The sequence below is a fragment of the Embleya sp. NPDC059213 genome (assembly GCF_042754445.1).
In the GTDB taxonomy this organism is placed as follows: Bacteria; Actinomycetota; Actinomycetes; order Streptomycetales; family Streptomycetaceae; genus Embleya.
In genome coordinates, this window is the sequence record NZ_JBHZAV010000031.1 from 14,169 (window position 1) to 37,327 (window position 23,159).

The 23,159-nt window shown below is 69.9% G+C and carries 18 protein-coding genes; 9 read left to right on the forward strand and 9 right to left on the reverse strand.

The genetic code is table 11. The annotated features are described in order from the left end of the window. The first annotated feature begins 101 nt into the window (after positions 1–101). From ACFXMF_RS14575 to ACFXMF_RS14590, 4 genes are all read left to right on the forward strand, one after another. Positions 102–806 (forward strand): hypothetical protein, encoded by a 705-nt coding sequence (locus tag ACFXMF_RS14575; RefSeq protein ID WP_360317442.1) that lies wholly within the window; start codon positions 102–104, stop codon positions 804–806. Between the two features lie 231 nt (positions 807–1,037). After that, positions 1,038–2,408 (forward strand): DUF2252 domain-containing protein, encoded by a 1,371-nt coding sequence (locus tag ACFXMF_RS14580; protein WP_360317439.1) that lies wholly within the window; start codon positions 1,038–1,040, stop codon positions 2,406–2,408. Between the two features lie 88 nt (positions 2,409–2,496). Continuing rightward, a complete protein-coding gene (locus ACFXMF_RS14585; protein ID WP_360317487.1) occupies positions 2,497–3,957 on the forward strand; it encodes an AlkA N-terminal domain-containing protein in 1,461 nt (486 codons plus the stop codon). Further along, entirely contained in the window at positions 3,954–4,508 is a 555-nt protein-coding gene (locus ACFXMF_RS14590; protein ID WP_360317436.1) for a methylated-DNA--[protein]-cysteine S-methyltransferase, read from the forward strand. The genes ACFXMF_RS14585 and ACFXMF_RS14590 overlap by 4 nt, the downstream gene beginning before the upstream one ends. 38 nt (positions 4,509–4,546) lie before the next feature. On the opposite strand, the gene ACFXMF_RS14595 is transcribed toward ACFXMF_RS14590, so the two are convergent. After that, positions 4,547–5,407 carry a type IV toxin-antitoxin system AbiEi family antitoxin gene (locus tag ACFXMF_RS14595; RefSeq protein WP_360317433.1) on the reverse strand — a complete coding sequence of 287 codons (861 nt, stop codon included), beginning with the start codon at positions 5,405–5,407 and terminating at the stop codon, positions 4,547–4,549. A gap of 266 nt (positions 5,408–5,673) precedes the next feature. Here ACFXMF_RS14595 and ACFXMF_RS14600 point away from each other — a divergent pair, with 266 nt between their 5' ends. Beyond that, positions 5,674–6,885, forward strand: a complete 1,212-nt coding sequence (locus ACFXMF_RS14600) for a DUF4073 domain-containing protein (RefSeq protein WP_379987855.1) — start codon at positions 5,674–5,676, stop codon at positions 6,883–6,885. A 232-nt stretch (positions 6,886–7,117) separates the two neighbouring features. On the opposite strand, the gene ACFXMF_RS14605 is transcribed toward ACFXMF_RS14600, so the two are convergent. From ACFXMF_RS14605 to ACFXMF_RS14615, 3 genes are all read right to left on the reverse strand, one after another. After that, positions 7,118–8,047, reverse strand: a complete 930-nt coding sequence (locus ACFXMF_RS14605) for a hypothetical protein (RefSeq protein ID WP_379987856.1) — start codon at positions 8,045–8,047, stop codon at positions 7,118–7,120. A gap of 34 nt (positions 8,048–8,081) precedes the next feature. Then, complete coding sequence (locus tag ACFXMF_RS14610) at positions 8,082–9,995, reverse strand: IucA/IucC family protein (protein WP_379987857.1); 1,914 nt, start codon at positions 9,993–9,995, stop codon at positions 8,082–8,084. Positions 9,996–10,804: 809 nt separating this feature from the next. Continuing rightward, on the reverse strand, positions 10,805–11,227 hold the full coding sequence (locus tag ACFXMF_RS14615; RefSeq protein WP_020554102.1) for an ATP-binding protein: 423 nt from the start codon (positions 11,225–11,227) through the stop codon (positions 10,805–10,807). Between the two features lie 467 nt (positions 11,228–11,694). Here ACFXMF_RS14615 and ACFXMF_RS14620 point away from each other — a divergent pair, with 467 nt between their 5' ends. Both ACFXMF_RS14620 and ACFXMF_RS14625 read left to right on the forward strand, forming a co-directional pair. Then, positions 11,695–11,967 carry a hypothetical protein gene (locus tag ACFXMF_RS14620; RefSeq protein WP_355529510.1) on the forward strand — a complete coding sequence of 91 codons (273 nt, stop codon included), beginning with the start codon at positions 11,695–11,697 and terminating at the stop codon, positions 11,965–11,967. A gap of 82 nt (positions 11,968–12,049) precedes the next feature. Continuing rightward, complete coding sequence (locus ACFXMF_RS14625; RefSeq protein ID WP_360317424.1) at positions 12,050–13,612, forward strand: MDR family MFS transporter; 1,563 nt, start codon at positions 12,050–12,052, stop codon at positions 13,610–13,612. Here ACFXMF_RS14625 and ACFXMF_RS14630 read toward each other — a convergent pair. Further along, entirely contained in the window at positions 13,574–14,110 is a 537-nt protein-coding gene (locus tag ACFXMF_RS14630) for a hypothetical protein (RefSeq protein ID WP_379987858.1), read from the reverse strand. The genes ACFXMF_RS14625 and ACFXMF_RS14630 overlap by 39 nt on opposite strands. A gap of 650 nt (positions 14,111–14,760) precedes the next feature. On the opposite strand from ACFXMF_RS14630, the gene ACFXMF_RS14635 reads away from it, so the two are divergent. Further along, positions 14,761–16,626, forward strand: a complete 1,866-nt coding sequence (locus ACFXMF_RS14635) for a serine/threonine-protein kinase (RefSeq protein WP_360317420.1) — start codon at positions 14,761–14,763, stop codon at positions 16,624–16,626. A gap of 22 nt (positions 16,627–16,648) precedes the next feature. Here ACFXMF_RS14635 and ACFXMF_RS14640 read toward each other — a convergent pair whose 3' ends face one another. Next, a complete protein-coding gene (locus ACFXMF_RS14640; RefSeq protein WP_360317418.1) occupies positions 16,649–17,035 on the reverse strand; it encodes a peptidase inhibitor family I36 protein in 387 nt (128 codons plus the stop codon). Between the two features lie 194 nt (positions 17,036–17,229). On the opposite strand from ACFXMF_RS14640, the gene ACFXMF_RS14645 reads away from it, so the two are divergent. Next, positions 17,230–17,730 carry a hypothetical protein gene (locus ACFXMF_RS14645; RefSeq protein ID WP_360317416.1) on the forward strand — a complete coding sequence of 167 codons (501 nt, stop codon included), beginning with the start codon at positions 17,230–17,232 and terminating at the stop codon, positions 17,728–17,730. A gap of 52 nt (positions 17,731–17,782) precedes the next feature. Here the strand turns inward: ACFXMF_RS14645 and ACFXMF_RS14650 are convergent, their stop codons facing one another. The 3 genes from ACFXMF_RS14650 to ACFXMF_RS14660 all read right to left on the reverse strand — a co-directional run bounded on the left by ACFXMF_RS14650 (position 17,783) and on the right by ACFXMF_RS14660 (position 23,128). Next, entirely contained in the window at positions 17,783–18,409 is a 627-nt protein-coding gene (locus tag ACFXMF_RS14650) for a class II aldolase/adducin family protein (RefSeq protein ID WP_360317414.1), read from the reverse strand. A 99-nt stretch (positions 18,410–18,508) separates the two neighbouring features. After that, complete coding sequence (locus ACFXMF_RS14655; RefSeq protein ID WP_379987859.1) at positions 18,509–20,146, reverse strand: BCCT family transporter; 1,638 nt, start codon at positions 20,144–20,146, stop codon at positions 18,509–18,511. Between the two features lie 93 nt (positions 20,147–20,239). Further along, entirely contained in the window at positions 20,240–23,128 is a 2,889-nt protein-coding gene (locus ACFXMF_RS14660) for a hypothetical protein (protein WP_379987860.1), read from the reverse strand. Positions 23,129–23,159 lie beyond the last annotated feature (31 nt).

Below are 23,159 nucleotides of genomic sequence, written 5' to 3' on the forward strand. Positions count from 1 at the left end.
GACAGGTGTCCGGACCTGCGAGCCCGACGGCGCAGCTGCTCACATCACCCATCCCCCAGGCAGTGCCCAAGCCACGGCCGACACTGTCCGCCCCGCCTCAGATGACACCCCTGCTGCCGCCGCTGCTGCTGCATCTGTTGATGCCGCTGTTGCCGGAGACCCTTCCGCCCACGCGGATCACCGGGTCGGACAACACCGACAAGAGCACTGCGGGCATCCATAGCGTCGGGGCGTCGGTGTCGTTGGTCCTGGAGGACTCCCTCGGGCCCAGCCTGCTGTCCATGTCGGTGCAACAAAGCGCCGTGGTAGCCGAAGTCGCGGGGTGTCCGCACCCGGAAGGCACCACCAAGGCCAAGTGCATGGACTACGGGATGTCCGACGGCAGTCGAGTGGTGGAGCGCCAGGATTGGGTCTATCCCGCAGCTCCGGACACGCCGGAGAACCGCGCCGACGGCAAGGCCGGCACTTCGGGAAGGGGACCCCAGGAGTGGTCCGTTCAAGTCGTGCGTCGCGACGGGGTCGTGATCACGGTCAACGAGGTCGCCTCCCGCGAGGAAAAGGGGGAAATCGGCCGCCCGACACCGCTCCTGTCGATGGACCGGCTGCGCTCGATCGCGCTCGCCCCGATCTGGCCCGTGTGGGTGCGCGCGGAAGCCAACAGTACGGCGGCGAGCACCCCGCCCAACATCAACTACCAGTCCCCAACTCGTCGGGACGACTACAACGTCCCGCCGTCGACCGCCGTGCCGTCGCAGACCCCTTCGGGAAACGCGCGGTCGGAGAACGGGGCCGGGTCGACTCCTTGACCGGGCGTTGCCACCGGATCGATTCCCGAAGCCGGATCGCGCTCTCGAACATCGTCGGCCCCTGCCGGGCATGACTGGCCGTCGGCCGGGCAGGCGCCGGATGTCGAGCCCCCGGGCGCCTCTGACTCCCCCCTCACGCTCCGGGGGCTCGATGCCCTCCCGGCTCTCCCGTCTGGGATCCTGACGTGGGGTCCTGCCGACCCCGGGGAGACTTCGAGGGAGGCGGTCGCAATGGCCGAGGGCATAGGGATCGGTCTGGGCGGCGTGGGGTTCGAGGGCGGCTACGCGCAGTATGGCCCGGCGGACCCCGAGGATCGTGCCCGGCACATCCTGGAGGTCTTCGAACGGGCCTTCGGCGCGTTGATCGACGGCGATCCCGCCGCGTTCCGGGTGAAGTTCCGCAAAATGGCGTCCTCGGCGTTCGCGTTCTACCGGGGCACGGCCTGTTTGTTCTACGCCGACCTCGACGGCCGCGAGGATGCCTTTCTGGACGAGCACACCTCGCGGGTGTGGATCCACGGCGACCTGCACGCGGAGAACTTCGGCACGTACATGAACGCGGACGGCAAGCTCGTGTTCAACGTCAACGACTTCGACGAGGCGTACGTCGGCCCCTGGACGTGGGACGTCAAGCGTTTCGCGGCCAGCCTCGCGCTGATCGGGCACGGCAAGGCCCTCAGCGACGACACGATCGCGGCCTTGGTCACCGGCTACGGTGCGGCCTACCTGGACCAACTCCGGCTGCTGACCGACAAGATCACGCCGCAGGACGCCGCACTGACACTGGCGACGACCGAGGGACCGCTGCTCGAAGTGTTGCGGCAGGCCCGGTTGCAGACGCGCATCGGGTTGCTTCGTTCGCAGACGGTCGTCGCCGACCACGAACGGCGCTTCGCCCTGTCCGGCGGCGCGTTCGAGTTGCCGGACGACGTCAAGGAGACGGTGCTGGCGGCCTTCCGGCGCTACCTCGACACGCTGCCGCCCGCAACGCGCCAACGGCCGGACACCTACGAGGTCAAGGACGTGGTGGGTCGGCGCGGGGTCGGCATCGGCAGCGCCGGGTTGCCCTCGTACAACCTGCTGATCGAGGGCAACACGGAGGCGCTGGAAAACGACGTGATCCTGTACATGAAGCAGGGCCAAACGCCGTCGGTGAGCCACCACGTCACCGACCCCCAGGTGCGGTCCTACTTCGAACACGAAGGTCATCGCACGGTCATCTCGCAGCGCGCCCTGCAGGCACACGCGGACCCGTGGCTCGGCTACACCGACATCGACGGGGTCGGGCAGCTGGTCGCCGAGGTGTCGCCCTACGCGAACGACCTGGACTGGTCGGACCTCAACGAGGTGGACACGATCGCGGAGGTCGTGGAGTACCTGGGCCGCGCCACCGCGACGATGCACGCGGTCGCGGACGAGGAAAGCGGTCACACGCTGGTCCCGTTCTCGACCGAGGACGCGATCCTGGAGGCGATCGAGCGGGACGAGGAGGGCTTCACGGCCTCACTCGTGGACTTCGCGCACGCGTACGGGGCTCGTGCCCGCGCCGACCATGCCATCTTCGTCGACCTCTTCCGCAACGGGTTGATTCGGGGGTTGTAGGCGCGGCTCGCGCCCGCGAGGCGCCGCCACGGTGCTGTCCGATTCCCGCCGGCCACTCCTGCGGGAAGGGGTGACACTTGTCGACGTGATGGACGACGAGCAGTGCTACCGAGCGTGCAGCAGCCGGGACAGTCGGTTCGACGGCTGGTTCTACATGGCGGTCACCAGCACCGACATCTACTGCCGGCCGAGTTGCCCGGCGGTCAAGCCCAAGCGGGAGAACGCGCGGTTCTACCCGTCTGCGGCAGCCGCACAGGCGGCGGGGTTCCGGGCGTGCAAACGCTGCCGCCCGGACACCTCGCCGGGTTCGCCCGAGTGGGATGTCCGCGCCGATGTGGTCGGGCGCGCCATGCGGTTGATCGCGGACGGGGTCGTGGATCGCGAAGGCGTCGGCGGTCTCGCGGGTCGGCTCGGATACAGCGACCGCCAGTTGAACCGGCTGCTGATGGCCGAGGTCGGCGCGGGCCCTCTCGCGCTCGCCCGCGCCCGCCGGGCACAGACGGCCCGCGTCCTCCTGGAGACCTCCGATCTGCAGATCGCACAGGTGGCGTTCGCGGCCGGGTTCGCCAGCGTGCGGCAGTTCAACGACACCGTGCGCGAGGTGTTCGGCCGCACCCCCACGGAGGTGCGCGGACGGGCCGGCGCCCGCAGCGTCGAACCGGGCGAGATCCGGTTGCGGCTGCCCTACCGGGAGCCGATCGCGCTCGGGCACACGCTGGATTTCCTGGGCCTGCGGGCGGTGCCGGGCGTGGAGGAGTACGTGGACGGCGTCTACCGTCGCGTACTGTCCCTCCCGCACGGCACCGGCGTGGTCGAGCTCTCGCCCGGTCCCTCGTGGGTGTGGTGCCGCCTGGTCCTGGACGACCTGCGCGACCTGGGGGCCGCCGTACAGCGCTGCCGGCGCTTGCTCGACCTGGACGCGGATCCGCTCGCCGTGGACGAGGCACTCGCAAGCGCCGAGGTCGGTGACGGCGGGCTGGGCGCGCTGGTGCGTGCCACGCCCGGCCTGCGTTCACCGGGCCACGTGGACCCCGACGAACTCGCCGTCCGAGCCGTGCTCGGCCAGCAGGTCTCGGTCGCGGGCGCTCGCACGATCGCGGGTCGGCTGACAGCCCTGTACGGCAAACCGCTGGTCGCGCCACAGGGCGGACTCACCCACGCGTTCCCGACCGCGGACGCGTTGGCGGACGCGGATCCGGCGGATCTGCCGATGCCCACGGCTCGAAAGAAGGCGATCTACTCGCTCACCGGGGCGCTCGCGTCCGGGGCGGTCCGCCTGGACCCGGGGGTGGACCGCCGAGCGGCGGAGGCGGGCCTTTTGGCCCTTCCGGGTATCGGCCCCTGGACGGCGTCGTACATTCGGTTGCGGGCACTCGGCGATCCGGATGTGTTCCTACCGACCGATCTGGGCGTCAAGCACGCGCTCGCGCGCTGGGGGCTCCCGGTCTCGGCCGCGCAGTCGTGGTCCCCATGGCGCTCGTACGCGTTGCACCACCTGTGGGCGAGCCTGTCCGCAGCGTCCACCGTCTCGGTGAAGGAAGTCGCATGAACCAGGACGCGCTGTTCGATGTCGTCGAAACGCCCGACCCGAACGTGCCCCCGACCGCGTTCAACGTCCCCCTCGACGGCCCCCGCCGATACGCGACGCTGGAATCCCCGGTCGGCGAGTTGCTCATGATCGGTGACGGCCAGTCGCTCACCGCCCTCTACATGGCGGCCACCCCAGACGCGGACTGGGTATCCGATCCCGGTGCGTTCACGCAGGCGAAGGCGCAGTTGAGCGCTTACTTCGCCGGCGAACTGCGCGAGTTCGACCTGCCGTTGGCGCCGGTCGGCACGGCCTTCCAGCTCAGGGTCTGGTCGGCCCTGACGACCATCCCGTTCGGGCACACGATGTCCTACGGCGCGCTGGCCACGAGGTTCCTCGGGCAGCCCACGGCCTCCCGTGCGGTCGGACTGGCCAACGGCCGCAATCCGATCAGCATCGTCATCCCGTGTCACCGGGTGATCGGAGCCGACGGCACGTTGACCGGCTACGCGGGCGGATTGCCGCGCAAGCAGCGCCTGTTGGCGTTGGAGAACATCCGCGTCGCCGGATAGCCGGACCATTTCCACAGGCACCGCGACGCTCGCGGGACTCATGACTGGAACGCCCGCCGCACGAGCCCCGCGACCTTCCCTCGGCGCAGTGTGTCGTGCCAGGTGAAACGCAGAACGAGCGCGCCGGCGAGGGCCAGCTCGTTGGCCCGGGACCGGTCGCGGAACAACGCGTCGGGCCGCGAGTGCACGTCCGCTCCGTCCGCTTCGGCGAAAATCGGCCGCAGCCCGGTCAGCCAGGCGAGATCCACGCGGGCCCGGCCGCCGTCGAGCAGCGCGACCTCGTGCTGCAACTCGTCCGGTGCGACCCCGCCCCGCACGCAGTCGAGGCGTACTCGCGACTCCAGCGGGCTTTCGGCCCGTGCGTCCGCGATCTCCAGTAGCGGCCGCACCTGTCCCGCCCCGGGGCGGCCTGCCGCCGCCCGCTCGACCGCCTCCAACTGCGCCACTTCGACCAGGCGCAGGTGCAGCGCCGAATCGAGAATCGCCAACCCGTCCTCGGGCGAAAGCCTGGCCACCAGGTCGGCGAGCGTCCGCACCGGCGTCGTCACCGCGAAGCCGTCCACCATCACGATCTCCTCCGCCGGCAACCGTCGCCGATGAACCACGATGCCGGGCCCACCACGACGCGACGCGGTATCGGGCGTCGCGATGTGCACACATTCCACCGGCGGCACGCCACGCATCCCGTGCACGCGGGCCGCACTGTGCAAGACGGCCACGGCTCGCTCGCCATAGGCCGCGAGCCCGGCGCGCAACAGCCCGCGCCAGGACAGCGCACATCGATCGGCATCGACGAACCCCACGCCGCGCGCGAGTTCGCGCACGCTCCCATCGTTCACGAGCCTGCGCCACACCCGCCCGGTCACCCCGGCGGACAGCGCCTGTTCCCGCGTTACCACTCCGTCGTGCTGCCATGCCAACCCCCGCAAGACTCGTACAGTCACTTCCATTCCCGGATCCTGGTCTGCACGGCCCGGGGCACGCGGCGCGAGGCCGCAGTCTGTGGACAACTCGACCCTTGTGGACGACTTGGAGCTCGCTTTGCCGGATTCGTGGACGATCTTCAGCCATTCGACACCTTCATGATCGCTGCGGGCCGCCGGACCGTCGCGACCAACCGGTGTGATGGACGAGTCCCCGCACCCCCTCCGTCCCGAGGATCGCCATGCCCAACCTCCGCAAACACCGGCGCGTAGCGGCCGTGTGCGCCGCGCTCGCCCTGACGGCGAGCGCAGGCGCCGCCTACGCCGAGAGCCGCCCCGCCACGGCCCACTCCTCCGCCCCCGTGAGTGCGGCCCCCGCCGCCGCGCCCGCCAAGGTGTCCTTCAATGTCATCAGTGACGTGCAGGGCGACCTCGCGGACTTCGGCCGCGCGCTCGACCAGATGAAGGTGATCAACCCGAACAGCGGCGCGCTCGTCGTCAACGGCGACATCACCCCGCGCGGCTACAAGGCCGAGTACGACCAGGTGAAGCAGGTCCTGAACACGCGTCCGCACCCGGCGAACACGTTCTTCACGATCGGCAACCACGAGTTCTACGTGCCCAAGTACTGCAATCCGGACAAGCTCTGCCAGGAGACCTGGCCCAACGGAACCACCGAGCAGTCGCTCTTCCAGAACTTCTACGACTTCACCGGCCTCGACAAGGTCTTCTACGAGCGCGTTGTCGACGGTGTCCCGATGTTGTTCCTCGGTACCGAGAAGTACATGAAGTACAGCGACTCCACCAAGTGGGACGAGGTGTGGTTCAGCGACGAGCAGCTCACGTGGCTCGAGCAGCGGATGAACTACTGGGAGGCACAGGGCAAGCCGACGTTCGTGTTCTCGCACCACGTCCTGCCGGACACCGTCTCGGGGACGCGTAACAAGCTCTACAAGTCGGACTACCTCCAGGCCGACCGGATCATGAACATCCTTGGCGCCCACAAGGACGCCGTGCTGTTCACCTCGCACACGCACTGGGACCTGAACCTGTCCGACTGGGCCGTGCGCAAGGTGGTGCCCGGGACCGGCAACCTCGAGGGCTTCACCGTCGTCAACACGGGTGCCGTTCAGACTCAATGGACCGACGACGGTTCGGGCGGCGAGAGCGCGCTGAGCGGTTTGGAGAACAGTGGGCTCCAAGTCGAGGTCGCGAACGACCGCGTGACGATCAAGGCCCGCGACTTCCGGCGCAACCAGTGGGTCAAGGAGATGAACGTCCCGCTGCACACCAAGTGCGCGGCGGCCAAGCCGTGGACCGAGTCGATGACGTACACGAACGGCGACACCGTCGTGTGGAACAACCACACGTGGCGTGCCAAGTGGTGGACGCGCGGCGAGGCACCGGGCACGACCGGCCAGTGGGGTGTGTGGGAGGACCGGGGCGCTTGCTGATCGCCCGTGACAGGAGCTGAAGGGGTGGGACCGTCGGCGGCCTGTCCCACCCCTTCGGCGTCCCCGCCGACGCCTTACGGCTGACGTCTTCGGTTCGGATCCGGAGACCCGCACCCGCGTGCAGTCCCGACGGCGGCGGCTGCGGTCGGGCTGTCCGGGCCGGTCACGGCCACGCGGTGAAGGCGACCCATCGGCGGCTTCACCCACCGGGTCGCGTGCTTGTGCGGGCCGCTCAGTGGCCGCCCGCAGGTGACGAAGGCATGGGTGTCGCCGGCGAATGGCCTCGCGTAAGGGTCTGGGCCCCGTCCCGGTCACCAGGGGGCCGGGCCGGGCCGATCATCGGGTCGATGCGTACGAGCGTGAGGTCCCCCTTGTCGAGGATGCCCGCCCGCCGTCGTGCGGCTGCCCAGCGGGCGAGTTCGTGAGGACTTCCCGCCGCGGGTTCGCGCAGTTCCTCCCAGGGTCGTCCGCCGGCCAGCGCGGTGCGCAGGAACCACGCGCCCGCCGTTTCGTTGGCGACGTACAACAGATCGCGGTCGGTCCAGGTACCGCGCGCACACCGCACCCGCCGTGCAACCGCTGCACGATCCGCACCGTTGCTGGTCGCGACATCGGGCCGTCGGGAGGTGGGGAACACCCGCCAGAGCCGGTCGCCGCGAACCTGGAAGAGGTAGGCGTCACCGAGCACCGCGACCGCCCATTGGCCTCGGCCGGACAACCACGGATGTGGCGCGAAGTGCGCGGCGAGTACTGCGGAAGCATGCGCTCCACGCTCCAACTTGCGCAATTCGTACGGCTGTACGGGCATTCCACGCCGATCCCGCTCGACCAGATAGCGCTTGGTCAGTTCGGGCCATCGGTCCGCCGCGCGCGCCAACACGTCGGCGAAGCCCGCACCCCCGCACAGGAGCGGAGTGGGCGCCGCGCCACATGCCCGCACCACGAGTTCGGCCCAGCGCCGCGCCAGCAGGCTCTCTGCGGCGCCGTCCGCGAAAGCCACCCGAAGCGCGCCCGGCCGGTCCACCCGGGCGCGCCTGCACGCGGGTCCGGCCGGCGGCAGGAACCCACGCCCCGCCCCGTCGCCGATCCAGACCGCGTCCTCGTATTCAAGAGGTTCGCCTTCGAACCGGTGCAGCGCCAGGACCGTGACGTTCGCGCGCACCGTGCCGTCTCCTCTTTGGTGGTACGAGAACCGCTCAGCCGCGCACGTCCGCGATCGGGTTGGGGATGTCGACGTAGACGGACTGGGTCTCCAACGGAACTTCGAGTTCGTCGAGACCCGCGACGCGGGTGAGCAGGTTGGCCTTGCACCGCAGTGTGGCACCGTCGAGCAGGCGGTCCATGAGCGGGCGCCCTGCGGGGTGATCCGCGCGCGTGCGGATCAGCCGGTCACGGAAGATCGCGATCAACGCCTTTTCATCGGCCAGCCCTTGCGCACCCATCGCGCCGACGAGGCCGAGCACGTTGTTGATCGCGAGGTAGTAGCCGAGTCGTTCGTCGATCACGTGGTCGGGGCACCAGGTGCCCAGGTCCCGCCCCGCGCCGGGGAGCCAACGGGCCAGCCGTGCTCCGCGTTCGGCCGAGAAGTAGTAGCCCTGGTTGCCGCGATAGCGCCCACCGATCGGACGACCGTCCGTGTCCAGTACCACCAGGGTGTTCTGTTGATGCGCCTCCAGGCCCAGGCCGTATTCGCCGTGCAGCCACAGGATCGGTGCGACCAGCACCTCCAGGTATCGGCGGAACCACGACTCGGCCGTCTCCCGCAGCGGTGTCGCGGTGCGCGCGGCCAGCGTGTACAGCACGTCGGCGAGGATCGATCTCCCCCGCTGCAGGTCCGGGCGCGTCGCGGCCAGCCCCGCTATGCAGTGCACGCGGTCTCGCGGGCCGAACGGGTTGTCCCGCACCACGAGTTCGAGCCCCGACTCGCCACGCCCACCGGGAATGTCGACGGCGATCCAACCGAGATCGCGCAGCACGTCGAAGCCGGGGTGAGCGGAGTGCATGACGCGCTTGAGGCCGGCGTCGAGCATCCGGTGTACGGCGAGACCTCGGCGCAGTTCGCTGCGGTGGTTCTCCCGGCGGGAGTTGGTGATCTCGATGCCGAGCGAGGTCTTGAGCATGACGGGCGCGCCGGTGCGGTACACGGTGCGCAGCGAGGATGTCGCGGACCAGGCGGGCCCACCGGGACCGAGGTCGCGAAGCAGACCACGTTCCAGGAGGGCGGCGACACCCGGCCTCGCCAACACGTCGCGGGCCTGCCACGGGTGCGCCGGCAGCGCGACCATACCCGGGGGCAGGCTCACGTCCCCTTCGGCAAGCCCGGCGAGCACGACCGGCACCGGACGCCCCAGGTCGCCGTCGTGGACCGCGACGGCGGGATCGACGGCGAACCAGTGCAGGGGGAACGAGCCGCGCAATTCCGGCGAATAGCGCGGCGACGAGGGCCCGTACATACCTTGACGGGATGCCGGCGACGGGTGCATCGGGTGGCCGAGCACGATCGACTGCTCGGTGCACAGGAACGGCGTCGTTCCGGGCACGTCCTCGGACGCCTTGCGACGCTCGGCGAGATGGTGTGCGATCCGTCGGGTCGAGTCGATCACCCGGTCGGTCATATCGGCGATCGCGGTGATCGAGCCGACTCGCCCGTGCGCGGCCTCGATCGCAAGCAGCACGGCCAACGTGGTGGCGTCGAGGGCGACACCACTGCTCAGTCGGACCGGCCCGAAACGGTGCATGCCGGTCTCCGAGCGATACAGGACCGGCGCGACGACGGTGCTGGCGGTCGCCGGCAACGGAAGCCGTAAGGGGCCGTCCGCCGGTACCGCCGTGCCGCTTTCACGGATGCGGCAACGCAGCAGATTCTCGATGGCCGCGTGGTCGGCGGCGCGCGCCGGCGCGGGGTCGAGCAGTGGGTCGCTCGACCCGCGGTCGCCGGCGGTGATGTGTCGCGCGGCGCCGAGTACCGCGCCGGGGCGCGGGTGTTCGGGTTCGAGGTGGGTCGGATGGGCTCGCGCGGGCGAGGATTCGTCCCCGGCCGGACCGGGGATGGCCTTTCGAGGGCTGCCCGGTCGCGCCGGCTCCGGAAGCGCCTCCGCGGATGTCGACATGTGCGGTACGTACCTCCCCTGGTCTGCACGGCCGTGGGTCGGGCTACGGTTCGAATCGTGGACGCGGCCCGTTCGCCACCGCTCCGAAGGACGTTCACCGTACGGCAATCCGCCGGTTATCAGAATCATGTCCCGCATCGGGCTCCCGTGTGCGGGCTTTGCGCGATGGCAACCCCTTCTCATGATCCGCGATGCCGGCGGACGCCAACGCGCCTGCGGGCCCGCCCCGTTGCCCGAATGTCGGCGGCCAGCGGCCGTGTGAGCCCGTCATCACGGTACGAACGCCTCCATAAGAGCGATGTCAGGGACCGGGCACCGCGGGTCCGGCGCCGCTTCGCATTCCCCCGAATGGACGCACGGTCGTCGTACCCGGCGGACCTGACGGGTCCGCCGGCCTGCAGTGGTGGTCGATGCGGGCGATCGAGGCTGAGCACGTTGTACATGTCGCTCCCACAAGGAGTTTGCGCCATTTCCGATGGATCGGGGTACTCGTGCCGAATACGATCGCAGCATTCTCCTGGTTACGGTGATCGTCACCACGCACCGTCCGCGAGCGGCTACGATACGAACGCCCTTGTGTCGTAGGCAGCGAGAGGCGAGACGGGCGATCTCCGCAACCGGCTCCTGCCACCCTCCCCCGCAAGTCGTGCAACCGAGGAGGCGAGGCTCCGGCACCGCTCGAACGTCGAACCGCGGGATCCGTCGCATTTTCGTTCACCCGTATGCGGGCCGCGACTACGGGATGTCTTGCGACGGCCGGAGGACCAGAGTTGCCTGGGGCGGCCAAGCCAGGGGCGGCGGTGCGGGGTTCAGGCGACCGGCCACGGCAGGATCACCCACAGGGTCTTGCCGTCGGGGTGTGCCTCGATGTGGATCTGGCCGCCGAATTCGGTGACGATGTTGCGCACGATCAGCAGGCCTCGCCCGGAGGTGTCGTCGACCGTTTCCAACAGGGCGACCGGACGGTAGGGGTGGCGGTCGCGCACTCCCAACCACAGCCAACCGTCGTGCACCGTGCAGGTCACCGAGACCTCGGGTGACAGTACGGCCGCGTGTTCGACGGAGTTGGTGATCAGTTCGGAGGCGACCAGCTTGAGGGCGTAGCCCAGGTCGTGCCCGTAGGGCAGTCCCCAGTAGGTCAGATGGTCCGCGAGAGCTCGTCGGGCCTGGGCGACCGAGGCCGGCTGGGCGGGCAGGGTGAACCAGCAGGATCGCTCGTATCCCGTTCCCATGTCACCCCCTTCGGCCCCGCGCCTCAGCGTACTGACCGGCGCGCTTGCGGGCGCGCGGTTGACGATTCGTCATATCGCTACGATTCGATGATCGGTCGCGTGTGTGAGTGAAGGTCGACATGGGCAAGACCATCGCAGTCCACGTCCCTCCCGGCGTGTGATTCTGAGCGCCGAACAGCGGCATTCCTCTGCGAATGACCGGATTGTGCACGGCGCGGATTCCAGAAGGGTGACTACCTGTGGTGGAAGATCTCGATGCCGTCGAACAGGCCATGTTGGCCAACCTTCTCGACGGTCGGCGGCCTCGTCGGCGCAGCTCGGAGACGCCGACCCGGTCCAATCGACAACACCAGCCCCCGCAGCAGCAGCGCCGTCAGGCGCAGTCGGCGCCGCGTGCCGTCATCCCGGCGCCTGCGCCAGCGGCCGTGCCCAATCGAGACGCTACGCGCGTTCTCGACATCGGTCGCGTGATCAAGCAGATCGATCCCCGGACCACGCCCGAGCAGCGGCACGCGATGGCGACGAGCTGGACCCAGTTGGACATGACGGCGGCTCAGGTGCTGGCCTGGCTGACCGCCGGCATCCTGCCGACCGAGTACAAGCTGGCGGCGCTGTGCCTGGAGCGGGGGCTGACCCCGCAGGACATGAAGACCCGCCTGGACGGCGTGCGCGTGGTCGAGCGGCTGCGCAGCGAGGGCGTGGACGGCGTGGTGGCGCAGTTGCGCAGCGGCGCCGCGTAGGCGGGCCCGTCGAGGCACGTCGCAGGGCCGGCCGGTGGATGATCATTGACATGGTTCATTACCCAGCCTAGCTTTTAGCGATGTGAAGGATTCGGGGGCGGGTTCCGCCGCCCCACCTACTCTGACGCACCGCCAGATCTTGTTGGTCTTCTGCGGGTTGATGCTCGGCGTCATGCTGGCATCGCTCGACGCGACCATCGTCTCGACGGCGATGCCGACGATCGTTGCCGACCTCGGCGGGCTCGAACACCTGGCGTGGGTGACCACCGCGTACACCCTCGCCACGGCCGTCTCGATCCCGCTGTACGGAAAGCTCGGCGACGTCCACGGCCGCAAGCGGCTGTTTCAGTTCGCCATCGTGGTGTTCCTCGCAGGCTCGATGTTGTGCGGCACCGCGCAGTCGATGGGCGCGTTGATCGCCTTCCGGGCGATCCAGGGGCTCGGTGCCGGCGGGCTCATGAGCAACGCTCAGGCCATCATCGGCGACCTGGTGCCACCCGCCGAGCGTGGTCGCTATCAGGGCTTCATCGCGTCGACGGTGGCCTTCTCGACCGTGTGCGGGCCGCTGATCGGCGGCTTCTTCACCGAGGCGCTGTCGTGGCGGTGGGTGTTCTACGTGAACATCCCGCTGGGTGCGGTGGCGCTGATGGTCACCTCCGCGGTGCTCAGGCTGCCGCGCAAGCCCTACGTCAAGCGTGCGTTCGACGGCTCCGGTCTCGCCCTGCTCACTTGCGGGACCAGTGCTTTGATCCTGTTCACGAGTTGGGGCGGGACACAGTTCGCCTGGATCTCCGCACCGAGCCTGGTACTGGCGGTGACGGCGGTCGGCATGCTCGCCGGTTTCGTATTGGTCGAGCGGCGTGCGGCCGATCCGTTGATTCCCTTGCGGCTGCTCTCGCGCAACACGATCGTGCGGGTCGCGTGTCCGCTGACGATGGTCACCGGCTGCCTGACCCTGGGGATGAGTACGTTCCTGCCGATCTACCAACAGATCGTGCGCGGTCACGGGCCGACCGAATCGGGTCTGTTGCTTGCGCCGATGATGCTCTCGATGATGGTGTGCTCGACGCTGTCGGGTCGGTTGATCTCGCGGATCGGCAAGTACAAGCGCTTTCCCCTGATCGGCACTGTGCTCGCCGCTGCCGGGCTCGTGGTGTTGTCGCTGTTGGGCACGGACAGCCCGTACTGGCATCTGCTGATCGGCCTGATGGTGCTGGGCTTCGGGCTCGGCACGATCGGGCCGGTGACCACACTCGCGGTGCAGAATTCGGTCGAGCAGTCGGACATCGGCGTGGCCACCGGCCTGAACTCGTTCGCCCGCTCGATAGGTTCGGCTCTGGGCGCGGCCGTGCTCGGCGCGGTGTTCGCCCACGGGCTGGCCGGCAAGACCGCGAGCAGCGGGGCCGGCGAGACCGGCATGGGAGTCACCCGGCAGGCGATCGACGCATTGCCGGCGGGGCAACGGGAAGCGACGTTGACCACATTCGCGGACGCGCTCGACGCGGTGTTCCTGGCGGGCGTACCGATCGCGGTGCTCGGCTTCGTGCTCGCCTTGATGTTGCGGGAAATCCCGTTGCGTCGGGGGCCGAAGCAGACCGCGGCCGGATCAACGGGCACCGAACGCAAGCTGTCCGAAGCCGGCTGACAGGTCGCGCAGGTCTTCCGCCGCGTCCCAGGCCCAGTGGTTGGGGTTGCCGGCGAGCGCTTCGTCGGTCTCCAGCCGACGCAACGCGAGCCCCGCCAGGTCGAGGACCATGTCGTACTCGCCCAGGCCGTTCAATCGGTTCAGGACGATCACGACGTCGCAAACACGCCGGGTGAGGCTGCGTTCGGGGACGCCTTCGATCAACCGGGAGAGGCCGTAGCCGGCCATCAGACCCAGGATCATGCCGCGTATGGCGGACAGATCGCGCCGTTCCCTGGCCGGTTCGAACCGCCGCCACCAACGCACCCACGCCTGCGGCTCGGTGGTCGCGCGAGCGTCGATCGCCGCGCCGTGCGGCGGTGCGAACGCCGATCGCGCGGGCCCGGCAAGCATCAGCCGCTCCAGGGCCGCGTCCACCGCGACCTCCAAATCGGGGCACGGCGTCGATCGCGAGGGGGGTCCGGTCTGTTCGGCAGCGGTCGATGCCATCGTCGTCATGCGATGCATTGCAGCGGAGTGTTCCGTTGTCTCGCCCTGCGATCACCCGAACGAGGGACACTGTGTCGTATGAACGAGTGGGAACCGCGGCGCCGGGACGACAATGGCGCGCGTTTCCGATCCGGGGACCGCGCCGATCGCCCGGGGGCGGTCCCCGGCCGCTCGGTGTTCGAGTCGGCGCTTTCGCACATGCAGCTCTACCGGGTGGTGGGGCCGCTTTCCCGACCTGCCCGACAGCGGACGCCGCAGCGGAGCGGTGCCGGACGCTGTCGGCGGACGACGAGCCGACGGCCACCGCGTTCCTTGCGGCCTTCCGGCATCCCGGGCCATCCCTTCGGGACGACCGCCGCCTCGAACCCGGTACTGCCGCGGCCGGGTTCCGGGGCGGGCGGGAGTACGGCGAGCCCGGACCGGCGCGCGGATGCGAAACCGGTCACGAGTACGCGCCCGAGGGCGAAGGCGAGCCGGCGCAGGCACCGGCGCTCGACCGTGCCCGGGACCATCCGATCCGCGCCGCGACCGATATGGGGGCCAGGGACCCACACACGGATCCGCGCCGGCAGGATCTGCTCGACCTTGTGACGCGTGTGCCGCACTGACGGCGGCTCGGTGCGGCGCGGGCGTGGCACTCATCGACTCAGGGGGGATCGATGCGCGAGCTTCAGAGCGGTGACCCGACTCGAATCGGGCCTTACTCCATCCATGGTCGGCTCGGCGCCGGCGGCATGGGGCGTGTCTACCTCGGCCGTTCGCCGGGCGGGCGGCCGGTCGCGGTCAAGGTGATCCATGTCGAGCTGGCCCAGGATCCCGACTTCCGGGCCAGGTTCCGACGCGAGATCGATGTCGCCCGGCGCGTCCAGGGGTTCTTCACCGCGCCGGTCCTGGACGCCGACGCGGACGCGGACGAGCCGTGGTTGTCCACCGCCTACATCCCCGGGCCGTCTCTGCACGCCGCGGTCGCCGAGCAGGGTCCGCTGCCCGTGGAGGCCGTACGCGTACTGGCCGGCGGTCTCGCCGAGGCTCTGGCCGCACTCCATGCCGCCGGGGTCGTGCACCGCGATCTGAAGCCCTCCAACGTGTTGCTGGCCCAGGACGGTCCGCGGGTGATCGACTTCGGCATCTCGCGGATCGGTGAGCAGACCGCGCTGACCCGTACCGGCAGCACGGTCGGCTCTCCCGGCTACCTGGCCCCGGAGCAGGCCCTCGACGCGGAAGTGGGGCCGGCCGGCGATGTGTTCGCACTCGGTGGGGTGCTGGCCTACGCCTCGACCGGTCGTCCACCGTTCGGCGGCGGCCGGGTGGAGGCGGTCGTGTATCGCGTGGTGCACGGCGAGCCTGATCTGGACGGCGTCCCGCGCGAGTTGCGCGGTCTGATCCAGTCATGTCTGGCCAAGGACCCTGCGGACCGCCCGCCCGCTACGCAGGTGTTGACCTACCTGCAGGAGCTCGGCGTCGACGCGCACGCCGCCCCCGAAACCTGGCTCCCGGACGCCGTCACCACGATGCTCCCGGCGCATCGGGCCCCTATCGGCGACCCACCCGAGCCCACTCCCGGGCCGACGCACCCGCCCGCCGTCCCACCGTCGCCGAGGCCGCTCGCCGACCCCGCACCGTTGTCGTCCACCGACCCGCAACCCGTGCACACGTTCCACGCGATGCCGCCCGCACCGTCGCAGTTCTCAACTCATCCGGCGGCCCACATCCCTCCTCCTGCCGCCGCCCAGCCCCCGTCCGAACCACGCGGCCGCGGCCGAGCCGGGCCGGTCGCCGCAGCCGTGGTGGCCTGCCTGCTGGCCATCGGTACGGCGGTGGCGGTGCCGAACCTGATCGACGACGACACACCGGCTGCGGGCAGGACGAATCCGCCGACCTCCAACGGCGCCCAGGGCGGCACCAGCACCCTGAACGGCGTTACGGGCACAAGCGCCCAACCCCCCGCCTCAGCCTCGCCCACGGCCCCTGGGCCACGCCCTCCGGCGATACCGCCGAGTGCGGCCGGTGAGACGCGGCGCAGCCTTCAGGGCATCACCTTCGTCGTGCCGGCGGGCTGGACGGTCGAGCAGGGCGTTGATGGTCCCCACGTGATGTGTCTGCTGCCGCCCGCCGCACTGCTGGGCGGCCGCCCCAACGACGGCTGCGCGGTGGACGGCGTGGAGATCCGCCTGCCCGATCCGCCCGGTGACGAGTGGGGACGAACACTGGACCTCGAATCCGGATCCGGCTGGGTCTGGCAGGGCGACGCCTGGTGCCGCGGGGTAATACCCCGCGGCACCGCGATGACCACGTCATCCACGATCGTCGAACGCGGGTTCCGGCCGGTCGGACCCAAGACCGCCGATTACCGGCGCTGGTCGGCCGGTTGCGACAACGGCTCGACGTATCACCCTCGGGTGTGGTGGCTGCCGGTCACCAAACTCTCCGTCGAGACCTTCGCCATGCCGCCGAATCTGGACGCGACGGTCGATCACATCGTCGCGTCCTTCGATTTCTCGGACTATTCCGGAGCCCAGGGATGACGACTCCCTGGGATACCCGCCGTCAGGGCTTTTCCCAGATCTGGAAGGCCCGGACCGTGAAGGGCACGTCGGGCACGAAAACCCCCTCGCCGGGATATGTGCTGAAGTCTCCTTCCGTGGCGCACTCCCTGCTCTGATACATCGTCACGTAGCGATCCATGCGGTTCGCGAAGGACAAGGCATCGACCCCATCAGGCAGTGACACGCACTGATCGACGTTGACGCCGGCCAGTTCGAAGGTTGCCGCCGGTGCGCCCGCAAAGCCCGGCTCGGTCCAGAAGCACACCTGCCCGGGTGCGCACGAGGCTGCCGCAGCCGGTTCGGCGGAGGCGCTCGGTGCGCCAACGGTGGTCAGCAGGCTCGTGGTCAGAGCCAGCGCGCAGACAAGGCGACGTCGCATGCGATTCATGAGAACTTCCCCGTTCGTCGAATCCGTTGCCCCGGTTCCGACGTGTGTCCAGGGTTGCGCATGAAAGGGCGAAGCGAGGGCGAACGGACGCGGTTTTACCTCGAAAGAGTGCATTGAAGATCGACATCGGCATTCTCGGAACCAGACTGCGAAACGTTTCGTCGCTGTAGATATCGGCTCATTCGGAGGCTGTCATGGCTGTTGTATCCGTTCCCCGTCGCCATCTCGTCCGCTCCGCGCTCGGCGTCGCCGCCGTCGTCGGCATCGCCGCCACCACCGTGCTGTCCGGGACCGCCCAGGCCGCCGGCACCACCTACCTCACCAACATCCGCACCGGGCAACACGCGACCTACGATCGCGTGGTCCTCGACTTCTCCGCCGGCGTGCCCGCCTACGGCGTCACCGGCACCAGCAGCCTGGAACAGTGCGCGAGCGGGAAGCCGGTCAGCTTCCCGAACAGCGCCGAGTACGTCGAGTTGGACATCGCGAGCGCGGCTCACGACGAAAACGGCAACGCCACCTACACCGGCCCGCGCACCGTGGTGACCAACATGCCCTCGCTCACCGGGTACTCGGTCACCTGCGACTTCGAGGGCAAGCTCAAGGTCGGCATCGGCTACAAGAGCAATGTGCAGCAGGTGGTCACGTCGGTCCTGACCAACCCGAGCCGCATCGTGATCGACGTCAAGCGCTGAGGCGACGGCCGGGTCGAGGCGCGCCGCGCTCGGCTTCGCCCCGGCCATTCGTCTAGGTCATTCGTTGTTCGACCGCCGCCAACTCGGCGGCGGTCAGCACGTTCGGTGTGCCCACCGCGAGCGAGCGCACGTAGACCTCGCACAACCACTCCAGGATCCTGGTGCGGTCGTAGGCCTCGATCAGATCCCGCCCCAGGGTCACTCCCCCGTGGTTGGCCAGCAGCGCCCCGCTTCGACCACCCGCGAGCGCAGCGCGCACCGAGTCCGCCAATTCCGGTGTCCCGTAGGTCGCGTACGGTGCGACTCGCACGTCGTGGCCGCCGAGCAGCAGCACGTTGTAGTGGATCGCCGGCAATACCGGCAGGGTCGTCGCCACCACCGCGCCGAACACGGCGTGCGTGTGCACCACGGCCCCGGCGCGCGGGTCGTTCTCGTACAGCGCGAGGTGCATCGGCGTCTCGGAGGACGGCGCCCTCGCCCCCTCCAGCACCGTGCCCGACAGATCCACAACCGCGCACTCCACGGGCGTGATGCGTTCCAACGGGGCGCCGGAGGGAGTGATCGCGACCATCGGACCCCGGCGCACGCTCAGATTGCCCGAGGCGCCGACCACCAGGCCGCACTCGACGATCCGGCGTCCGAACTCGCACAGTTCGCGACGCTCGTCCTCCAACAGCACCAAGACCTCCCGACCGGGATGTGCCCGGATTCGCTCTGACGCCAACACGACCGATCGGGGCCGAGATCGCCCCGGACGGATCCAATCAGATCGCCGCGCTCAGATCCCGCCGTGGTGTCGGTGGAAGGTCTCCGCCTCCACGTCCTCGTCCTCGTCGCCCACCGCCGTGCGCACCGCCTCCGAGAATCCGCGTGCCCGCATGCGCCTGGGTCCGGCCGCGACCATCGGGTCGCTGTTGAGGTCCTTCAGCAATGCCACGCACAGTGCCAGCATCACCAACACGAACGGCAACGCCACCAGGATGGTCGCCTGCTGCAGCGATTTGAGGCCGCCGGCGACCAGGAGCACGGCTGCGACCGCACCGATCAGCGCACCCCACCCGACCACCAACCAGCGCGCCGGCTTGAGTGATCCCCGACTGGTCAGCGAACCGAGCACGAGCGAGGCGGAGTCGGCTCCGGTGACGAAGTACAGCGCGACCAGGACCATCGCCACCGTCGCGGTGACGGCGTACAGGGGCAGTGCGTCGAGCATCGCGAACAGGCCGGACTCCGGCCCTTCGGCGACCTTGGCGACCAGGTCGGCGGCGCCGGTCTGTTGCAGGCGCAGCGCCGTCCCGCCCATCACCGCGAACCAGACCGTGCTCGCCCCGCTGGGCACCAGCAACACGCCGATCACGAATTGACGTACGGTGCGCCCTCGCGAGATGCGCGCGATGAACGTGCCCACGAACGGAGCCCAGGACAACCACCACGCCCAATAGAAGATCGTCCACGTGCCCATCCACTCGTCGCCGCCGAAAGTACCGGTGCGGGTCGCGAGGGTCAGCAGGTCGTTGAGGTAGCTGCCGACGGACGCGGGCAGCACACCGAGCACGTACACCGTCGGCCCGACCACGAACACGAACAGCATGAGCACCAGTGCGAGCAGTACGTTCGCGGTGCTCAGCCATTTGACGCCGCGGTGGATCCCGCTGAACGCGGACACCACGAAGGCGGCCGTGAGGGCGATGATGATCACCACGTGCAACGTCGCGGTGTCCTTGATGTCGGTGGTCAGGTCCAGGCCCTTGCCGACCTGGAGAGCACCGAGCCCCAGGCTCGTGGCCGAGCCGAACACGGTCGCGAAAATGGCGAGCAGGTCGATCGCCTGTCCGGCCGCGCCGTCCGCGCGCCGGCCCAGGAGCGGTACGAACGCGGCACTGACCCGATTTCCACGACCGCGCCGAAACGTCGCGTACGCGAGGGCGAGACCCGCGATCGCGTAGATCGCCCACGGGTGCAACGTCCAGTGGAACAGTGTCCATTCGAGTGCGGCGCCGGCCGCACCCGGGGTTTGCGGAACCGCGCCGGAGGCCGGCGGCGGACTGGCGAAGTGCTGGATGGGTTCGGCGACCGCGTAGAACATCAACCCGATGCCCATGCCGGCGCTGAACATCATCGCGACCCAGGCCCCGGTGTTGAACTCCGGTTCTTCGTCGTCCTTGCCCAACCGGATCCGGCCGTATTTCGACACGGCGATGAACACCGCGAGCACGAGGAAGGCGTCGGCGGCGACGACGAACAGCCAGCCGAAGTTGCGGATCGTCCAATCGAGTCCCGTCGACGCCGCGGTCTCGAGCGACCCCTTGGCAAGGACGCCCCAGAGGACGACGGCGAATACGACCGCGAAGCCGACGCCGGCGACGACCGGGTCCACGCGAGGCGCGGCAGCGGCGTCCCGGCTCGATCCGCTCACTGGGCCGTCCTTTTCGTCCGCTTATATGCCACACGATATGGTGCGGCCTCGCGGACCGGGAAGGGCGGGGCGCGCCGGGCCCGAACTCCCGCGTCACTCCTTTGTCGCAGCCCCGGTGGCCTTTGCCGCAGACTGGTACAGCGCCACGATCTGCCGAATCTGCTTGTCGGGGTCACGGATCCAGTCCCCGCTCCACAGGCGGTACACGACCCACCCCCGCTCCACCAGACGAGCTGGCCGCAACCACTCGCGCTCGCGTACGGACGACTCCGCACGATAGGCCGCACTGCGGTCGGTCTCGATCGCGACCAGCATCCGCCTCGGCGACACCGCGCCCGCGAGCGTGCCTGCAACTGCGGCGTCGCCCGCACCCGCAGCGGTATCCGGGTCCACCCGCGGTCCCGGCAACGCGATCACGACGCCCGCGCGCCCACCGAACCCGTGGATCGGGTCGAGACCGGCCGCCCGCAATCGATCGAGCACATCGGCGTGGAACGGGTCCGGGGCTCCGGCCGTCCCTGCGCCCACACCCCTCCCGCCGCGCGCACCCGCACCTGCGGTCTCGCCCACGTTTGCCTCGCGCTCGCCGGCGGCCGCGTACCGCAGGACCGTTCGCAACAACCGAGCCCCTGGGGCCCGCAGCCGTGCCGGATCGAGTTCGGTTTCCTCGAAGGTGGTCATCACGACCAGTCGCCGGCGCGCCCGGGAGACCGCCGAAGCCACGAGTGCGTCCCCGCCGGGCATGGTGGCCGCGCCGAATCGATGGATCAGCCGTCCTTCGGCGTCCCGCTTCGCCCCGATGCTGAAGAGCACCGTGTCCCATTCGCCCCCGTGCAGGACCGCCGCCCGGTCCACCGCGAACTCCCCACCGCCGCGGCCCGTCGACAGTGCGGACCGAAGGCGCTGCGCCTGCGACCCACCCAGGGTGACAATGGCGAGGCTTTCCTCGGGATACCGCGCCCGATACGACCGGGCGGTCGCGACCACCTCCGCGATGTCGTACGCGCCGGTCACGACGTGCCGTACCGCCGCCTCCTCGCCCCGCACGCCCGGAAGCCGAGCAGCCGGCAGCACACCCGGCACCGCAAGGCGTTCGTCGAGAACGCGGTGCGTGTAGGCGATCCGAACCGGCTCGACGAACCGGCTCACCGAGGCGAGGGCGGAGCGTAGGTCGCCTTCGGAGCCGGGATCGCCGGGCTCGACCGGCCCGTCGGGGTCACCGAGTCCGGGCCCCGCCGGGTCCCCGAACAACACGACTCGACCGGCCCGTAACAGGGCCGGGATCACGTCACGTTCACTCACGGTCCCGGCATCGTCCACCACCACCAGGTCGAAGTGCGCCGTGTCCGGCAATCGCCGAACATCGCGTGGCGACATCACCTTCAGGTACTCGTCCGCCGGCGCATTAGACAGACTCCTGGGCATCCCCGGCACCGGTCCGGCGACAGCGGCCGCGGCCGCCCCCGTGCGATACCGATGCGCGTGCGCCTGCAGGCCCACCACCCCGCCGGGCGCGACGGCGGTACAGGCGTGGGAGAGCGACGTATACAGGAATCGCCCGTATTCCTGCGCGACCCGCTCCGGCGACACGCCCCGCGCCGTCAGGTCCGCCAACAACGGTCCGAGGCCGGCGGTCGCGAGGGCGCGGTACGAACGGCAGCGGACCGCGAGTCGCTCCCACGACGCGCCGTCCGCCGAGATCGATTCCGCGAGCCGATCCAGCCGTGCGCCGATCTCGGGCAGCGAGGTGTCCGCCGGCAGGTCCAGGACCGGGAACAACGATTGCGTGTAGCCCTCCAGCGCCTGCCGTTCCCGCTCCGAACCGGCCCACGCCAGGGCCATTTCCCGCAGGAAGGCCGCCTCGGGCACCCCGCTCGCCCCTTCCCGGAAGAGCCCGTGCAGGGCCCGCGCCTCGGACAGGGTGAGCCGCATGGCCGCCCGGTCGGCCGGGAGGCGGGTGTGGTCACGCAGGTATCGACGCGCCGCGGGTCGGCCGTACCAGTGCGTGGTCGCGAGCAGTTGTCGCATGGAGTACGGCCCCGCGAGGATCTCCGGGTCGACGGCGATCGAGAGCCGGCGCAGCCGCTCGACCACCACGAGGCACGCGGTCCATTCGGCGAGATCGCGTGGTTCGGGCCGATCCGCGTGCAGTCGTGCCCTGGCCGCGCCTGCTCTGATCTCCCGGAAACGTGAGCGCAGTTCGGCGATCTCGCCGACGGTGGTGCGGGCCTGCTCGGGTGTGTCGATGCGTACGCCGTGCCAGGCCGCGTCGCGCAACCCACCCGCGTGGGCGAATCGTTCGAGCTCGCGACCGAGCCGACGGGCCTCGCCAGGGTCGAGGGTGGACGCCACGTCGTGATCGAGTACCGGACCGGTCCAGGGCGGCAGCCCGATGAGGTGATCCTGGATCCCGCCCAGGGTCAATCCCCAGGCCCCGTACGGCTCGACCATCGAACGCCGATGCCGATCCAGCAGCCGTCCGTCCGCGTCGTGGTCCGCCACGGCTGCGACTGCGTTGCCCGCCGGGACCCCGCCACTTGCCCGGCCCCCGCAGGCCACCCCCGCACCGGCGCGCCCACCGGTCGCCCCGGCCCTCGCCAGCTCCTCCCACAACCGCCGCGCCCCGTACCGCTGCCTGGTCACGACCAACACGCGCCCGCCGGCGTCGCGCTCGCGCCGAACCACCATCGCGGCGGTCCTGGTCTTGCCGGTGCCGGCCGCCCCGATCACGACCAGGGCGGGAGGACGGGCCGACGCGGCGGCGAGTACCCGTATCTGGTCCGGGTCGGCGTCGCCCACCCACCCGGCCGCCGTCACATCGGGTTCCGCCGCTCGCAACGTCGTCTCGGCCCCGGCCAAGGCCGCGACGACGTCTTCGCGAGCGAGGTACCAGCGGTGTCCCGGGTCGCCCGGCAACGGAAAGCGCCCGGCCGCCCATCGCGACAACGCGGCACCGACGACCTCGTCCCGACTGTGCGTCATGTCCCGTCCTCCTCGGGAAGACTCTCTCCCG

What these genes read in the sequence shown, in the direction of transcription:
- ACFXMF_RS14615 (WP_020554102.1), bottom strand. Translation starts at nt 11,227, where the DNA reads ATGGGAACGGGATACGAGCGATCCTGCTGGTTCACCCTGCCCGCCCAG.
- ACFXMF_RS14575 (WP_360317442.1), top strand. Translation starts at nt 102, where the DNA reads ATGACACCCCTGCTGCCGCCGCTGCTGCTGCATCTGTTGATGCCGCTG.
- ACFXMF_RS14580 (WP_360317439.1), top strand. Translation starts at nt 1,038, where the DNA reads ATGGCCGAGGGCATAGGGATCGGTCTGGGCGGCGTGGGGTTCGAGGGC.
- ACFXMF_RS14585 (WP_360317487.1), top strand. Translation starts at nt 2,497, where the DNA reads ATGGACGACGAGCAGTGCTACCGAGCGTGCAGCAGCCGGGACAGTCGG.
- ACFXMF_RS14630 (WP_379987858.1), bottom strand. Translation starts at nt 14,110, where the DNA reads ATGACGACGATGGCATCGACCGCTGCCGAACAGACCGGACCCCCCTCG.
- ACFXMF_RS14660 (WP_379987860.1), bottom strand. Translation starts at nt 23,128, where the DNA reads ATGACGCACAGTCGGGACGAGGTCGTCGGTGCCGCGTTGTCGCGATGG.
- ACFXMF_RS14635 (WP_360317420.1), top strand. Translation starts at nt 14,761, where the DNA reads ATGCGCGAGCTTCAGAGCGGTGACCCGACTCGAATCGGGCCTTACTCC.
- ACFXMF_RS14600 (WP_379987855.1), top strand. Translation starts at nt 5,674, where the DNA reads ATGCCCAACCTCCGCAAACACCGGCGCGTAGCGGCCGTGTGCGCCGCG.
- ACFXMF_RS14640 (WP_360317418.1), bottom strand. Translation starts at nt 17,035, where the DNA reads ATGAATCGCATGCGACGTCGCCTTGTCTGCGCGCTGGCTCTGACCACG.
- ACFXMF_RS14610 (WP_379987857.1), bottom strand. Translation starts at nt 9,995, where the DNA reads ATGTCGACATCCGCGGAGGCGCTTCCGGAGCCGGCGCGACCGGGCAGC.
- ACFXMF_RS14590 (WP_360317436.1), top strand. Translation starts at nt 3,954, where the DNA reads ATGAACCAGGACGCGCTGTTCGATGTCGTCGAAACGCCCGACCCGAAC.
- ACFXMF_RS14645 (WP_360317416.1), top strand. Translation starts at nt 17,230, where the DNA reads ATGGCTGTTGTATCCGTTCCCCGTCGCCATCTCGTCCGCTCCGCGCTC.